The 14346-nt window shown below is 67.6% G+C and carries 14 protein-coding genes; 11 read left to right on the top strand and 3 right to left on the bottom strand.

All coding sequences use genetic code 11. From position 1 onward, the window contains the following. The first annotated feature begins 153 nt into the window (after nucleotides 1-153). Nucleotides 154-1536 carry a hypothetical protein gene (locus tag AZOLI_RS09050; protein WP_014248311.1) on the top strand — a complete coding sequence of 461 codons (1383 nt, stop codon included), beginning with the start codon at nucleotides 154-156 and terminating at the stop codon, nucleotides 1534-1536. Nucleotides 1537-1861: 325 nt separating this feature from the next. Here AZOLI_RS09050 and AZOLI_RS09045 read toward each other — a convergent pair whose 3' ends face one another. Beyond that, a complete protein-coding gene (locus AZOLI_RS09045; RefSeq protein ID WP_014248310.1) occupies nucleotides 1862-2191 on the bottom strand; it encodes a hypothetical protein in 330 nt (109 codons plus the stop codon). 24 nt (nucleotides 2192-2215) lie between these two features. Continuing rightward, the gene (locus AZOLI_RS09040) at nucleotides 2216-2776 is read right to left on the bottom strand and encodes a hypothetical protein (protein ID WP_014248309.1); all 561 of its coding nucleotides are present in this window, start codon (nucleotides 2774-2776) and stop codon (nucleotides 2216-2218) included. 275 nt (nucleotides 2777-3051) lie between these two features. Here AZOLI_RS09040 and AZOLI_RS09035 point away from each other — a divergent pair, with 275 nt between their 5' ends. The 10 genes from AZOLI_RS09035 (at nucleotide 3052) to AZOLI_RS32430 (ending at nucleotide 13372) form a co-directional block, all read left to right on the top strand. Continuing rightward, nucleotides 3052-3825 (top strand): hypothetical protein, encoded by a 774-nt coding sequence (locus AZOLI_RS09035; protein ID WP_014248308.1) that lies wholly within the window; start codon nucleotides 3052-3054, stop codon nucleotides 3823-3825. Nucleotides 3826-4012: 187 nt separating this feature from the next. Beyond that, nucleotides 4013-5092, top strand: a complete 1080-nt coding sequence (locus AZOLI_RS09030) for a DNA-binding protein (RefSeq protein ID WP_014248307.1) — start codon at nucleotides 4013-4015, stop codon at nucleotides 5090-5092. A 283-nt stretch (nucleotides 5093-5375) separates the two neighbouring features. After that, on the top strand, nucleotides 5376-5804 hold the full coding sequence (locus AZOLI_RS09025; protein ID WP_162488043.1) for a plasmid mobilization protein: 429 nt from the start codon (nucleotides 5376-5378) through the stop codon (nucleotides 5802-5804). Then, nucleotides 5801-6034 (top strand): hypothetical protein, encoded by a 234-nt coding sequence (locus tag AZOLI_RS09020; RefSeq protein WP_014248305.1) that lies wholly within the window; start codon nucleotides 5801-5803, stop codon nucleotides 6032-6034. The genes AZOLI_RS09025 and AZOLI_RS09020 overlap by 4 nt, the downstream gene beginning before the upstream one ends. 34 nt (nucleotides 6035-6068) lie before the next feature. Next, a protein-coding gene (locus tag AZOLI_RS31060) for an IS630-like element ISAli2 family transposase (protein ID WP_076611714.1) occupies nucleotides 6069-7132 on the top strand; the annotation gives its coding sequence in 2 pieces (ribosomal slippage) (nucleotides 6069-6552 and nucleotides 6552-7132; 1065 coding nt in all). Further along, complete coding sequence (locus AZOLI_RS09005) at nucleotides 7129-9216, top strand: hypothetical protein (RefSeq protein WP_044549930.1); 2088 nt, start codon at nucleotides 7129-7131, stop codon at nucleotides 9214-9216. Before AZOLI_RS31060 ends, AZOLI_RS09005 begins: the two co-directional genes overlap by 4 nt. A 307-nt stretch (nucleotides 9217-9523) precedes the next feature. Then, entirely contained in the window at nucleotides 9524-9703 is a 180-nt protein-coding gene (locus tag AZOLI_RS09000) for a hypothetical protein (protein ID WP_014248302.1), read from the top strand. A 93-nt stretch (nucleotides 9704-9796) separates the two neighbouring features. Then, entirely contained in the window at nucleotides 9797-11446 is a 1650-nt protein-coding gene (locus AZOLI_RS31055; RefSeq protein ID WP_014248301.1) for a recombinase family protein, read from the top strand. Nucleotides 11447-11612: 166 nt separating this feature from the next. Further along, entirely contained in the window at nucleotides 11613-12863 is a 1251-nt protein-coding gene (locus AZOLI_RS08985; RefSeq protein ID WP_014248300.1) for a tyrosine-type recombinase/integrase, read from the top strand. Then, nucleotides 12860-13372, top strand: coding sequence for a hypothetical protein (locus AZOLI_RS32430; protein WP_162488042.1), 513 nt, complete (start codon nucleotides 12860-12862; stop codon nucleotides 13370-13372). Before AZOLI_RS08985 ends, AZOLI_RS32430 begins: the two co-directional genes overlap by 4 nt. A 518-nt stretch (nucleotides 13373-13890) precedes the next feature. Here AZOLI_RS32430 and AZOLI_RS08970 read toward each other — a convergent pair. Next, complete coding sequence (locus AZOLI_RS08970) at nucleotides 13891-14283, bottom strand: hypothetical protein (RefSeq protein WP_162488041.1); 393 nt, start codon at nucleotides 14281-14283, stop codon at nucleotides 13891-13893. Between the last annotated feature and the right edge of the window lie 63 nt (nucleotides 14284-14346).

The following is a 14346-nucleotide window of genomic DNA, read 5'->3' as shown; positions in this document are numbered from 1 at the left end:
TTGCCGGCTCGGGCCCTCGAACCCGGATGGCGCTTGGGCTGTGGCGGCCTGGGCGCCGGCCGCGCACGTGAGACCGCACATGCGACAGCCCTGTGAAGATGGGGTCATCCCCGCCGTCCCTCCAGCGGTCTCCGGCATGCAGGAGACCTCACCGTGACCGCCTTGCCGACCACCGCCCCACATATCCTGCCGGCACCACCGATGGTTCCCGAGGACCGCCTCGAGGGCAGGGTGTTGCCCGCCTCCGGCTGGTGGACGCTGAACCAGCTTGAGCGTGGAGGTTCCATGAGGCAGGACCACCATCGGCTCGACGAACTCGCCTTCGTCCTCGCCAAGAAGGGGAACGGAACCGACATCTACGCTTCGCAGAGCTTTTTCGAAAGACCCTCGCGGCGCGCAGTTCATCTGGCCTACATGACGCACGCCTACGTGGATCTCGACGTCTACAAGACGCCGGTGATGTCCGACGGGAAGGGCATCGAGGTGGTCGCTCGCTTGGTGTTGTGGGACTGCGACGAGTGGGGCATCCCCCGCCCGTCCTGCATCGTCCATTCCGGCCGTGGGCTGTATCTGAAGTGGTTCTGGCGGCAGCCGGTTCCCCGCGCCGAGGCCGGCCGAGCTATGGCCATCAACCGGGCGCTGGTCCGCTCCTTCCGGGACTTCGGTGCCGACCCCGCGGCGGTCGACCTGAGCCGCATCCTGCAGGTGGTCGGCTCCGTCAACAGCCGGTCCGGCAAGACGGTGGAGGTCATCTGGAGCAACGACGCGGACGGCAACATCGTGCGCTACGACTTCGGGACCTTCGCGGAAGCCTTTCTTCCCTCCAGTGGGGATGGGCCGGCTCCTCGCTCGGCGGAGATCGTGCCGTTGCGGCGCGCCCGGGGCGAACGGACAGTCGCGTCCCGCGAAGCCGTCGAGGAGCACCAGCGGCTCGGCCACAAGCTCTTCAACCGCGAGCACTGGCATTGGGGCGTCCTCGAAGATCTGCGCTGTCTCGCGAAGCTTCGGCACGAGTCCGGCGTCGTCCAGGCCACCGGCGCCGGACGGCGGGCCGGACTCGACCTCTTCGGTCACCTCGGCGCCTGCCGGCTCGCCAGGGTCATTCCCGCCCACCGGCTCGCGGCGGAGATCGACGCGTGGGCGCGCCTCATCCTGCCCGACTGGTACGTCGACGGCGACTTCGGCCGGCACTGCTCGACGCTGCTCGAGCTCGCTCACCGGGCCGCCGCAGGCGAACGGGTCCAGTACGGCGGCAAGACCGTAAGCCCGATCTGGACGTACAAGAAGACGCGTCTCCTCGAGCTCCTCGAGATCAATTCCGAGGAGATGAGGCACATGACGCGCCTGATCGATGACGACGAGAAGCGCCGCCGCGACCGCGAAAAGTGGCGCGCGGACCACACCGGCCAAGACCGCGCCGCCTACTTGGCGGCCAACAGCATCAGCAACGACAAGCCCTGGGAGGCCGAAGGCGTGTCCCGGGCGACCTGGTACCGACGGAAGCAGAAGCAGGAGGCAGCAGCCAAGGCAAGGTGAGACAGGTCCTCCCTACATCTACGCATAACGACACGGATAAGCCCCTCAGGGCAGAGGAACCGATCAGGGGGAGCCAGGAACCCTCCCCCTCGCCACCCAGCAGGCACACGCGCCAACCCCCGCACACTCCGCCGCCAGCCAGCAGCGGGCTGCGAGGAGGGTGGCGGCGTGTGCGGGGGTTGGCGCGGCCGGTGAACCCTCCCACGACGCGGCATCGGCCGACCGGTGTCTCGCTCTCCTTCTCACATGGCGGGCTTGAGGTTGACCGTTGCCGTCGAGGAGGCCGCGCTTGGCTGCGGCAATCGCCCTGCCGGACCTGCCGACGTCACGAACCGGCACCCCCGCCACCACACCGCCGGCGAGCACGGGGCGCGTCCTGCGGAGGAAGCCCGGCTGCGATGCGGGCCAGCCGCCCGAGAACGTCCGCACGGTCATTCGGCGCCAGTGCGGCGAAGCTCTGGCTCTGAGGTGCCGCGCACAGGGCCTGATGCGCCTCAGCAATCGTCGGCGGCCGGTCGAGAATCACGCTGGAGTCATAGAGCCCGTCGGGCGTGTAGCGGTTGCTCATGACGACGCACCGCTCGAGCGATACGGCGACCGTCTTCAGCGAACGGGGCCCGTCGAGATGGATCACGATGCAGCGATTCGGCTTCATGACGTCGGCTCCATGGCGGCAGGATCAGTCGGCGTTGCCCAGGCACTCGACGAGGCCGTCGACGGGCCAGGGCGCGCGCGGGACGCCCCGATGGGCGCGCCGGACGCGCATGACCGTGCTGACGGAAAGCCCGACGATCGCTGCAATCTCCCGAACCACGACGCCGGCCGCGGACAGAGCGACGATCTCGGAAACGCGCCCCGGCGTTGCCCGGACGTAGGCGCGGCACTCCGTGCGCGGTCGCGACCGCGTATCGCCGTTGTCCGACAGAGCTTCGAGAAGAGCGGCGACCTGCAGTACGACGCCACCATCGAGCCCGTCCCGCAGCAGGGTGACGCGCACTCCAGCTTCCGCCGCACGGCGCAACGACGCCAGCGTCGCATCGGCAGTGTCGCTGAGATCCCGAACGCCTGGAACGAGCAGATCGTCGCCGTCGGCGAGGGTCGCGAGCAGGAATTCGAGACCAGCCTGGTCGGCGCTGCTGTCGTACAGGACGAGGGCGCCGGTGATCGTGGCGTGCTCGTCGGGCAGGTCGGCCGGCGCCGAGATCGGGCAGGTGCGGGAGCGGATGTAGACAGCGCGCATGGAACCTCCTGTCGTGATGATGGCGACCGATCTGTGGATCGGCGCGTCAAGACTGGAGGCTGGAGCCCATATGGGGGCACGCCCGCGGGACAGTTCCCGGAAACTGTGCGGTCCCGCCGGGGTTCATGCGACGCGCGGCCGCCGCGTGTAGGAGTGGCGATCCTCGAGGCTGATCCGGCATAGAAGCTTCCGGCAGCCATCCGGCTCTCGGTGCCCCGCTCCCTTGCCCCGCCGCCGGCATTCCGCCGGGCACCGACATGGGCACGGAGACCGCCATGCTTCTTCCCTTCGCCCCGATCGCCGCCGCACACGCCTCCGCCCGCCATCGTCCGGGTTCCCTCGTCGGCGATGCCCTGTCTGTGCTTCGTCATCCGAGCCACCTCGGAAGCTGGCTTCATGCCAACCGCCTCGCCGAGATGCTGGCCGCCAATCATGTCCCGCACCGCGCCGGGAAACGCACGCAGCAGATCGCCAACGAGTTGCGCGCCAAGCTTCTACCGCCGGCTCGAAGCGGACGCTACGCGGACATCGAGGTGCAACCGGGCTCTCTCATTCGCGCGATCTCGTTGGCGGGCACCGGTGCCCCAACGGCCGCCCCTGGCGCGCTCCGGCCGCTGTCACGGCACGAGCGCCTTCAGGGACTGCTGGCCGGCTTCCATCTCATGCTGGGCAACGCAGTCTACCTGCCGGCAAGCGATCGTGGGAGGCATCCAGGCCTGCATGATCGCCTGACCAGGACTCTCCCCGGCCTCGGCGACGCGGCGGCCGACCGGAGCCTCGCCCAGGTCGACGTCGTCGTGCTGCGCGCCGGCCAGCCCTTCCGCCTCTACGAGATCGAGACCAGCGCCGGCAAGGCGACCAAGGCTCTGGTTCGGCTGAGCGACGTCTTCATGACCGCCGGCCAGCCCCCGGGAGGACTCTTCATTGCGGTGGCCGATGGGCAGGTCGACCGCCTGCGCCTCGAGCTCGAGCGTCCGACCCTGCGCGGACTGCGCGGCGTCGGCCGAATCCTGCCGTTCGCCAGCGTCGAGGACCTCCTCGGCCCGTGAGCCCCCTGCGAACCGTCCTCTGCCTGCGAGAGGACGCTGCGCGCGGACGATCCGACATGGCTCAAGGGAAGGCACCATACCGTATCAGGTGTACCGCACCATACCGATGATACCGTACTGGTTGCGTCTTCGGGTGGATCGCCTTCCTGCCGCCCCTATGTCGGGCACAACGATAGGAGGTAGTTCCATGTCCATTACGAAAGCAACGCGCGAGGCGGTGCAGGCCGCCTATGACGGGTATCTCGCCAGAGGGATCGTCCCGACCGTCGGCGACATCATTCAGCAGACTGGTGGGTCGAAGTCGACGGTCTGCGGGCATCTCCGCGCGATCCGGGCCACGCCGATCCCGTCGACAACGGCTCCTCCCTCCCCGTCCACCTCTCCCTCGATGGACGGGCCGCCGGAACTGCCGCTCGAATGGCTCGAGGTCGCCGACCTGTCGTCTCGGACCGTGGCCAGCCTCCTGACGCGGACGATCGCCGACGAGAGGAAGCGTACTGCCCAGCTTCTCGATGCGGAGGTGGCGGCTCGGTCTTCCGCCCTCGCGTCCGCGCGAGCGGAGACCGAAGAGCTGCGACGTGCCTTCGGACATGCTGAAGCGGACTTCGATACCGCCGCCAGCGAAGTGACGGCACTGCTGGAAGTCGTCGCCATCCTACTGGAAGCCGTTGGCCTGGACGCCTCGGATGATCTCGGCGACCTGCGCGCCGCCGCCGACGACGCGGTGAACCGGATCCGTGACCTGACTGGGAGTGCGGCGCGTATCCCGGCTCTGGAAGCTGAGCTCGAGCAGCGCATCTCCGAGGTTCGGACGGCCGAGGCCCGCATCGCGGACCTGCAGGACGCCGCCAACCGGGCCGAGCGTCGGCACCAGGAGCTGCTCGGGATCGCCTCGCGCGTCCCGGAGCTGGAAGCCACCGTGCAGGCTGCCGAGGTCCGCATCGCCGGGCTGTCGGCCCAGCTCGTCGCCAGCGCCAAGACCGCCGGGAAGGTCGAGGCGCTGGAGGGGATGATTGTCCATCTGACCAGCGCGATGGCCCGCCCTGCCGCGCCGCCAGCGGCGCCCCCGGTTCAGCCCCGTTCCCGCCCGGCGAAGCGCGCCGCCGCCACCCCAGCGGCGCGCGCAGAGAAGAACGGCGCCGCTGCCCTGCCGGAGCCGGAGACGACCTCGGCCGACCAGCCCCTGGCCAACCTGGTGCTGACCGCACCGTCCCCGGCCGACGGCGGATCGTCCGACGCGCCAGCTTCGCCGGTCACCGCCACCTGACGCGGAGGACGGCGTCGACGCGTCGACCGCCGGCGCCGTCCTCCCTGCGGTCCCGATCGTCCTTCTCCCCGTTGCGCCTTCATCGTCAGCCGCCATCTCCCCCCTCGTCCCGCCCCTTGGGGCGGACGGCCAGCCATGCGCGGTTTTCGCCCCAAGGAGACTCCAACTCGCGCAGGCCGGCCAGGGGCTCCGCCCCGTGGACCCCGCCAGGGAGGGACACCCTCCCATGGACCCGCCCGCCGGAGAGGCCTGCCTCCCCGGACCCCACCGCGAGGAGGCCGCGATGCCGAAGACACCCCGACGCCCCTCCCGCACCGAGAGCGGAAGCGAGCAGCGCGCCAGAGCCTGTCAGATCAGCTACCGCGTGTCGGCGGACGAGTTCGACCGGCTCCAGCGCGCCGGCGAGGAGCGCGACCTGTCGGTGGCCCAGTTCGCCCGCGCCGTTGCCCTGTCCTCCCAAGGACAGGCCATCCCAAAGGTCCGCCGCGTCAGAGCGATCGCGGCACCACCGGAACTTCAAGCGGCGCTCCCTCTTCTCAGCGCTCTTCAAAGCGACCTTCGGCATGTCCGTACGCTCCTCAACCAGCTGGCGGCGCGGGCCAACGCCGGCGCCGTCAGGCCGGCCATGGACGGCTACGCGAAGGCCGAGAAGGCCGTTCTGGAGCTGGCCGAACGGATCATCGCGGCGGTGTCGGGGAAGCGGCCCTCATGATCATCAAGACAACCCAGCGCGGTGACGCGGCTTGGCTCTCCGCCCACCTCACCCGGACCGACGCCAACGAGGCCGTGACGATCATCGACGGGCGCGGCGTGGTCGCGCTGGACGTCCATGTCGCCCTGCGCCAGTTCGAGGCGCAGTGGCGGATCGCCAACTCATACCGCATCCAGAAATTTCTGACTCGGGTTGTGTCGCAGGGGATTGAGGCTGCGGCTTTGGTGTGATTCGCTGTCCGCTCTATTCAGCGGGGGAGCGGGAATGCCAGCGATAGCGATCCGACAGGACATCTCGGTCTGCGAGTTGCGCCGGCAGGCCCGATTGGAGGAGGACGGGCGGGTGGCGGCGCGTCTTCTGGCGATCGCCGCCGTGCTGGACGGTCACAGCCGGGCCCACGCCGCGCGCTTGGGCGGGATGGACCGGCAGACCTTGCGCGATTGGGTGCATCGTTTCAACGCCGAGGGCGTGTCCGGCCTGCGCGACCGTTCGCGTAGCGGCCGGCCCCGCCTGCTGGCCGATGAACTGCGCCCGGAGCTGGCGACGCTGATCGCCGCAGGTCCCGACCTGGAGCGCGACGGCGTGGTCGAGTATCGGCTGACCCACATCCAAGACTTGGCCAAGCGCCACTTCGGTGCCGACTACAGCCGCGGCGGCATGCACAACGTGCTCCAGCAGATGGGGCTGTCCTGGCAGACCCCGCGCCCGATCCACCCCAAGACCGATCCCGCGGCCCAGGAGGCATTTAAAAAAACTTCCCCGATCAACTCGCCGCCATCGCCAAGCGCCACCCCGGCAAGCGGCTGGAGGTCTGGTTCCAGGATGAAGCCCGGGTCGGTCAGAAGGGGACCCTGACCCGGCTGTGGGCGCCGCGCGCCATCCGGGTGCGTGCCGTGCGCGATCATCGCTTCAAGTCGGCCTACATCTTCGGCGCCGTGTGCCCGCAGCGCGACACCGGCGTCGCCTTGGTGATGACGCGCGTCAGCACCGAGGCGATGACGCTGATGCTCGCCGAGATCAGCCAAGCCGTGCCGCACGAGGGGCACGCCGTCGTTCTGCTGGACGGAGCCGGCTGGCACATCGCCAATGAGTTGGAGGTGCCGGCCAACCTGACCTTGCTGCCGCTGCCGCCCTACAGCCCCGAACTCAATGCCATCGAGCGCCTCTGGCAGGTGATGCGGGAAACCGTCCTCTCGCACCGCCTGTTCACCGACACAAAGCACATTATCGACGCCTGTGGCCGCGCCTGGAACTCCCTCATCAACAAGCCAGGCCGCATTCAATCAACCTGTGGTTATCCGTGGGCCACACAGGTCAAAACTTCATGAACTTGGTATCACGGGCGCGCGACTTCCTCGTCCATGCCTCCATCTCGCCCGCCCAGCCCCTGGCGAACGATCAGTGGGCCGATGCCTGGGGGCTCTACGAGGAGCAGCATGGCCTCTTCGGGCAGCCCTACATCGAGGTCGAGCACGCCAAGCCGGGGGACTCCGGCCGGCCCAGTCACCGGCACCGCGCCTACCTGCGCATCCGCCCCGACGGCAGAGCCGTCCATCTTGGACATTCCTTCCAGGCGAACGAGGTCGTCGCCCGTCTCTGCGAACTGCACTTCGGGCACCCCCTGACGAAGGGCGCCCACAACCGGGCCGTCGTGGCCTACCTCGAGCGGAACGGGTTCAGCGAGGAAGCCGGACAACTCCGCGGCCTGACCGAACGGCGGCGTCCGCGCGCCGGCCGCTCGGAAGCCGAGGCGCAGCAGGAGAGCCGCTCGGGCTCCCGCAAGGCGACCGCCGCCGAGTGCGCCGCCGCGGCGTGGCTGCTCGCCGACAGCCCGCTCGCGCGCCGCGCCGCCCTGGCCGAGGCCGGATTCGCCCTCGCCCGGGGCGATCGGCGCAACGCGGTGCTCGCGGTCGACGCCGCCGGCGAGGCCTGGGCGCTCCATCGCCTGCTGGCGGCCGGCGAACGCGGCGCCTGGACGGCGGTTCGGGTACGCAAGGATCTCGAGGGCGTCGTTGACGCCTTGCCGACCGTCGAGGAGCTTCGCGGCCGCCTGCGCGAGGGCGTGGGCCCGGAGAAGGTGCGGTCAACCTCCGAGGAGACAGGCGGGCCCGCCGCCCACCTTGTCACATCGCAGGCGGCGCTGGAGGATCACGTCGCGCCGGCGCCGATCGACGATGCGGACTCCTACTGGCCGACCGAGCCCGACGACGTGGCCCTGACGGGAGCATCCCCGGCGCCGATCGTCTGCCGGCTGGGCGCCGACGCGACCATCATGACGCCGGACGCAGCAGATGACATCGCCTCTCCGGAGATGAGGGACGTGGAAGGGCACGCATCGCCGCCCGCGCCAACCTGGTCCACCGCTCCTTCGTCGCCGACCACCGGTATGGTCCCCATGAAGCCATCGTCGGACGGCCGGCGCGTGGCCGAGCCGAGCGCAAGTCCGCCGCCAACATCCGTTCGTGTCGTGACGCCGGCCCCACGGCGGACAAGGCAAACGGCGGACAACGGAGAACTCCGGTCAGGCGCTTTGGCCTCTCGGCGAGCGACGTCGAAGACGGAGGCGGGGGAAGGCGCCTGGACGGGCGTATCGCCTCCGCATCCAACTCAACAGCAATCCATGGTTGAGATGGAGCGGAGAGTCGCGGCTTCTGGGCGGAGCGATCCCGGATCGGCCGCCTGGGCCCACCCGCAAGACGGGATCGGGCCGGTGACGCCGTCCAGCACGCTGGCTGCCGACCGCCATATGAACGCCCCGCGCCCCTTGGACAAGCGGCGGCACGACCCCATCCCACCTCTCGCGCCCGCGCTTCGCGGATCGGTCCGTGCCAATGATCGTGGTCGTCGGTTCCAGGAGCCGAACTCCAGCCCGCTGTCGTCGGAAGAAACGCGCCGACGTGACGCCCACAGTCTCAAGCTGGCCACCCGTCGGATCAGGGATCTGACGACGACGGCGCCGCGCCGGACGGCCTCGACGCCGGTGCAGGCCCCGGCAGGGATGCCGCCTCTTCCCTCCGATGATCCCATCATGAGGCTCCTTGCGTCCTACGTCGGCGCCCTCATGGACTGGTGGGCGGCCCGGCAGCGGCATGGCGGAGGCGCCGCCGACGCTCCCCCTCGTCGTCGCCTGGACAAGGCGTGGCGGGGGCTTCTCGTCGCCGCCCGGGCATGGTTGTCCGGAAAGGGTGCTGGCGAGGGCGCGGACCAAGTCCAGACCCTTCTGACCCGCGAGATCGCGCGCAACTACCAGCACGCGTGCGATGCGCATGAGCGTTGGCTCGACCGGATGTATCAGCCGAGCGTGGCGGCCGTCCGCGTCATGGACCATACGTCCGACGGCACCGCCCTCGCCGGAGAACGCTTCAACTCCAGGCTCCAGACGGGATCGGAGCGGGAAACCACTGGACCGTAGAAACCTCATTACCAGCTTCGCGCACTTTTTTCTGCGATCCGGGGGACGCCGAAAAACGGCGGACCGAAATGGCCCCAGCCGAGGCAGCAGCCAGACATTCCGTCCGGCGCCCCGGCCGAACAGGGGGCAGGATGAGCGTACAGGGGAAGGTCACGATGGTCGGGGACGCGGAGCGGACCGACAGCGTCCCGCGCCCGCTCCGCGGGTTGTGCTCATGGCCGAAGATGTCGGGCCGATGCGCTTCCGCTCCGTCCGGGAGTGGTTGTGCTGCGTCCCTCCATCCCGCCCTCGAGACGGGGAATGCTCCGTGGCGACCGCCCGTTCCCGCCAGCAACTGACTCCGGAGATCCCGCAGGAGTCCAACGACAACAACTCCGCTGCCAGGGCCGAGCAGCTTCTGGAAGATCTCATCCGGGCGCTGGCGCGTGGTGCCGCGCACAAGGATCACGAAAAGGAGTTGGCCGCGAAGAGCGGGCACGTCGACTGACGGGCTCGACGCGAAAACTTCCAACGCTGGTGCGCTGCGACCAGCACTATCCATCCAGCACACACGAACACGCCTTCAGAGGACAAGACCAGCATGAAAGCCGCGATCTACGCACGCTACTCCTCCGACAATCAGCATGAACGGTCGATCGAGGACCAAGTCCGTATCTGTCGGCAGCATGCGGAGCGGCACGGCGGAACGATTGTGGACGTCTACCCCGACTACGCGATCTCCGGCTCTCACCTGAAGACCCGTCCTCAGGCGCAGAAGCTGCTCGAGGATGCGAAGGCTGGCCTTTTCGACACCGTCATCACCGAGGGTCTGGATCGCCTGTCGCGCGATCAGGAGGACATCGCGGCGATCTTCAAGCGCCTCAAGCATCACGGAATCGTCATCGACACGGTGCAGGAAGGGGTCATTTCCGAGCTGCACATCGGCGTCAAGGGCACGATGAACGCCCTGTTCCTGCGTGATCTCGCCACCAAGGTGCGTCGCGGACAAGAGGGACGGGCGAAGGCGGGCAGCGTCCCCGCCGGCCTGAGCTATGGCTACGACGTGGTGCGGGAATTCGACGAAAAGGGAGAGCCCGTTCGCGGCAAGCGGCGCGTGAACGAGCAGCAGGCCGCTGTCATCCGGGAAATATTCGACAAGGTCGCCTTGGGGTTCAGCCCCCGGGCGATCGCGAAGGATCTGAACAGCCGCGGCATTCCCTCGCCGGAGGGCAAGACGTGGAACGCGTCGACGATCAACGGGAACGCCGCCCGACGGAACGGTATTCTCTACAACGAAGCGTACATCGGGTTCCTGATCTACAACCGCCTGCGGATGGACAAGGATCCCGACACGGGCAAGCACGTGCCCCGGCTGAACAAGCCCGAGTCCTGGACGATCACCGAAGTTCCCGGACTTCGGATCGTGACGGACGAGCAGTGGGACCGGGTGCAGGCGGTCAAGGCCGGCTTCGCCAATCGGCGGGGAGCGGAGCACGCCCGCCGGCCGAAGCACCTCCTCTCCGGGCTGGTCCGCTGTGGCTGCTGCGGCGGGTCCTACACCGTCAAGTCCAAGGACCAGCTCGCCTGCTCCACGTACCGGGAGTCGGGAACCTGCACGAACAACCGGACGATCCGCGTCGGCGACCTTCAGGAGCGGGTCATCGTCGGCATCAAGAGCCGCCTCCTGTCGTCCGCGTCCGTCGCTCTCTTCGTGAAGGTCTACGGCGAGGAGCGTCGGCGCCTGGAGAAGGAGGGGCAGCGCGGGCGCGAGGACATCGCCGCGCGCCTCGGGAAGCTCACGCGGCAGATCGACAACATCGTCAACGCGATCGCGGACGGCGTCGCGAGCGCGACCATGCGCCAGAAGCTGGCCTCGCTCGAGGAGGAGAAGGGCGCGGCGGAGGCCGAGCTCGCCACCATCGTCAGGATGGAGGCGAAGGCCGGCGGCGTGGTCGAGTTCCCCACGGCGACGATCGACTCCTACCGGCAGCAGGTCGAGTCGCTGGGCGAGGACGCCTTCGTGAACGACGACGCGCGGCAGGAAGCGATGAACGCTGTCCGGGCTCTGATCGCCCGCATCGATGTGCATCCCGGGGAGCGGCGGGGCCAGACCCAAGTCAAGGCGTTCGGGCTGATCGAAAAACTGATAAGCCCCGCCCAGGATTATCTGGGCGGGGCTTCCAGTGCAGTCGGGAGGACTGCAACGATGGTAGCAGCGGAGGGATTTGAACCCCCGACCAAGGGATTATGATTCCCCTGCTCCTGCTATCCGAAAGCTCTCCAAAGCACGCCGTGGTGCTATTTATCTAGATAATTCAACGCATTGTCTACTCCATACTTTTCCGCAGTTGCCCGCGACTCTCTTGCTGCTGCTTACTGGGTGCTTACTGGCGGGCAGCGGCGAAGGTGGAAGCATCATGGCGACCAGGCTCACCAAGCGAACCGTCGATGCGGCCCAGCCGGGGACCGGCGACACGTTCATATGGGATAAAGACATCAAGGGGTTCGGCCTCAAGGTGACCGCCAGCGGCGGTAAAGTCTACGTTCTGCAATACCGAAATCGCGAAGGTCAGAGCCGTCGCTACACCATTGGCAAGCACGGCTCCCCGTGGACGCCTGAGCTTGCCCGAAACGAAGCCGAACGGCTGCTGCGCCGTGTCGCCGAAGGGGAGGATCCGCAGACCGAGAAAAAGGCGGCACGAACACCTGACGCCACGCTCACCGTTGCTGCCGTCTTCGAAACGTTCATGCAGCGGCATGTCAGCCTGACGCGCGTCGAAACGGAGTATCGCGGCGCCTTCAAGAACGAGGTGCTGCCATACTGGGGCAGCCGGGTGATCGACCGCGTCGAACGGCGCGACATCATTGCCATGCTCGACCGGATCGTCGACCGGGGAGTGCCGATGCGGGCCAACCGGGTGTTCGCCTATGTCCGCAAGTTCTTCAACTGGTGCGTCTCCCGCGATCTCATCGCCGCATCGCCGTGCACTGGCGTCCGGCCACCGATGCCGGAACGGGATCGTGACCGGGTACTGTCGGACGATGAAGTGCGGGTGCTCCGACTCGCCGCCGAAACCCTGGACTGGCCGTTCGGTCCCTTCGTGATCCTGCTCCTGCTGACGGCCCAGCGCCTCAACGAGGTGGCGGGAATGCGATGGTCGGAACTCGATCTGGATGCGGCCTTGTGGACGCTTCCGGCTGAGCGGGCAAAGAACGGCCAGGCTCACCACGTCCCCCTGTCGCCTGCAGCGGTGGACCTGATCCGTTCATTGCCGCGGCTGGCTCATTCCGACTTCGTGTTCACCACCACAGGCGCCACCCCGATCTCCGGCTTCAGCCGCGCCAAGAGGCGGCTCGACGCTGCCATGCTGAGCGTTCTGCGCAAGGAGGCTGAGGAGCGGGGTGAGAACCCCGACGCAGTTGTCACGCTGCCGGAATGGCGCTTTCACGATATTCGCCGGACCGCGACCACCGGAATGGCCCAGATGGGGATCGCGCCGCATGTCGCCGACCGGGTTCTCAACCACGTCCAGGGAACCATTCGAGGCGTCGCGGCGGTTTACAATCGGCACACCTACCTGACGGAGCGCCGACAGGCGCTGGAGCTCTGGGCCGAACGGCTCATCACCATCAAGGTGCAGGGTGCGAAGCAGGCGGATCGGGCGTGACCCCACTATTCAAAGGACTGTTCCCGCCGGGCGCGTTGCTGCTCGTCCCGGCGTGCGGCATCCGCCGCATTCGCGAGGGTCCGGTCGGCCTCTTCCGCCCAGGCCTTGGCGGCAGCATCGGCGTGAGCCAGCAGCGGGCTCAACCGATTACGCCGGATTTCCAGTTCATCGGACAGATTGCCCGACCAACCGCTGGGCATCAATGTTGGTTCGAATGCGGTGAGAACGGCGGCCTTGTCGGGGGCGTGGTCGAGCAGGGTCGCCGCGAGGGAAATCGAACCATCGTCTTCCCTGACTTCATCGAAAGCGATGCGCTCGAACGTCCCAAGGTGCGCCGCAAGCCGAGGAATGCGCTCAGCCGGATCACCGTCCGCCCACGCCAGAAGCGACTATTTGGGAATAGCGAGCAGAGGATTGCGAAAAGTCCTGTGGGAGAAACGGTAAGGGTCAGCCGTCGCGTCGTCCCTTTCGTTCCCGACGAACACGTCGAGGAAGGTGCCCGGCTGTAGGGAAGCTAGGGCCAGAGCAGTATCCTGGAAATCATGTACGGTCTGCCAGGACGTCAGTAGTGCTCCGGCGATGGCCCGGCACAGGCTGCGGGCCGGATCGACGGCATCGGTCCCGGACAGGCACCCCTTTACCATCTCGGACAAGCGATAATCGTCGTTGGCGCGGTGATTGCCCACGTCGTAGCGCCTGAGTAACCCACGGCCGGTGTCGGTTTTCCAGGATTGCTGGACAGGAGCCGGAAATCGCGGAAACGGTCGGATTACTGCCCAGGATCTCCGGACAAGTGGTGCCAGGATCACCGGACTCGAACCGGGCTCGGCGGACAGGTTCCGTCTTCCAGACCCTCCCGGTTCCCCTTCATGACCGCATTCTCACCGCTGTAGGCTGGTTGGCGGCCCTCTGCAACCGAGGCGGAACGCGGCCACTTCAATTCCGTCCGACAAGAGGCGACCGGAGGATTGTTGACCGGCGATTGGAGAATCGCAGGCCCCCCATAACGATCGGTCGAGTCGCCCTTTCAACCGCCGGGGCAACTCGCGCCGGTGGTGTCCAGCATCGGTTCGGCCCCGGTGGGCAGCACGCGAAAACGGATCAGGGAGCAGAAATTCGTGATCCCGGTTCCATATACCTGCTGATCGACCAGCACGTTGTACGCCATGGTGCAACCGGCCGTGTCGGGGAACTGCACCGCGGTCTGCGCCTGTTCGCCGAACTTCATGGCGATGGGGCGGGTCTTCAGCCACTGATTGCCGAACAGAATGTCCACGGAAATCGTTTTCTTTCCGGGGCCGCTGATTTCGTTGGTGATCTTGAATTGGCCGCAGGGGCCAGGCGCACTCTGCGCCAACGCCGTCCCCGCCAACAGCGACGCGACTGCACCGACGCCCAAGACACGGAGGATACACTTCATGGATCTCCCTCCCGAAAAACAATTTAAAATTGCACTATGCGCCAATCAAATGATTGCTGTTGC

The organism is Azospirillum lipoferum 4B (genome assembly GCF_000283655.1).
In the GTDB taxonomy this organism is placed as follows: domain Bacteria; phylum Pseudomonadota; class Alphaproteobacteria; order Azospirillales; family Azospirillaceae; genus Azospirillum; species Azospirillum lipoferum_C.
This window is presented reverse-complemented; position numbering and strand designations above follow the sequence as displayed.

Excerpts from the sequence above, each read along its gene's own strand:
- AZOLI_RS09045 (WP_014248310.1), bottom strand. The coding sequence starts at position 2,191 with ATGAAGCCGAATCGCTGCATCGTGATCCATCTCGACGGGCCCCGTTCG.
- AZOLI_RS09040 (WP_014248309.1), bottom strand. The coding sequence starts at position 2,776 with ATGCGCGCTGTCTACATCCGCTCCCGCACCTGCCCGATCTCGGCGCCG.
- AZOLI_RS09035 (WP_014248308.1), top strand. The coding sequence starts at position 3,052 with ATGCTTCTTCCCTTCGCCCCGATCGCCGCCGCACACGCCTCCGCCCGC.
- AZOLI_RS09030 (WP_014248307.1), top strand. The coding sequence starts at position 4,013 with ATGTCCATTACGAAAGCAACGCGCGAGGCGGTGCAGGCCGCCTATGAC.
- AZOLI_RS09025 (WP_162488043.1), top strand. The coding sequence starts at position 5,376 with ATGCCGAAGACACCCCGACGCCCCTCCCGCACCGAGAGCGGAAGCGAG.
- AZOLI_RS09020 (WP_014248305.1), top strand. The coding sequence starts at position 5,801 with ATGATCATCAAGACAACCCAGCGCGGTGACGCGGCTTGGCTCTCCGCC.
- AZOLI_RS09005 (WP_044549930.1), top strand. The coding sequence starts at position 7,129 with ATGAACTTGGTATCACGGGCGCGCGACTTCCTCGTCCATGCCTCCATC.
- AZOLI_RS31055 (WP_014248301.1), top strand. The coding sequence starts at position 9,797 with ATGAAAGCCGCGATCTACGCACGCTACTCCTCCGACAATCAGCATGAA.
- AZOLI_RS08985 (WP_014248300.1), top strand. The coding sequence starts at position 11,613 with ATGGCGACCAGGCTCACCAAGCGAACCGTCGATGCGGCCCAGCCGGGG.
- AZOLI_RS08970 (WP_162488041.1), bottom strand. The coding sequence starts at position 14,283 with ATGAAGTGTATCCTCCGTGTCTTGGGCGTCGGTGCAGTCGCGTCGCTG.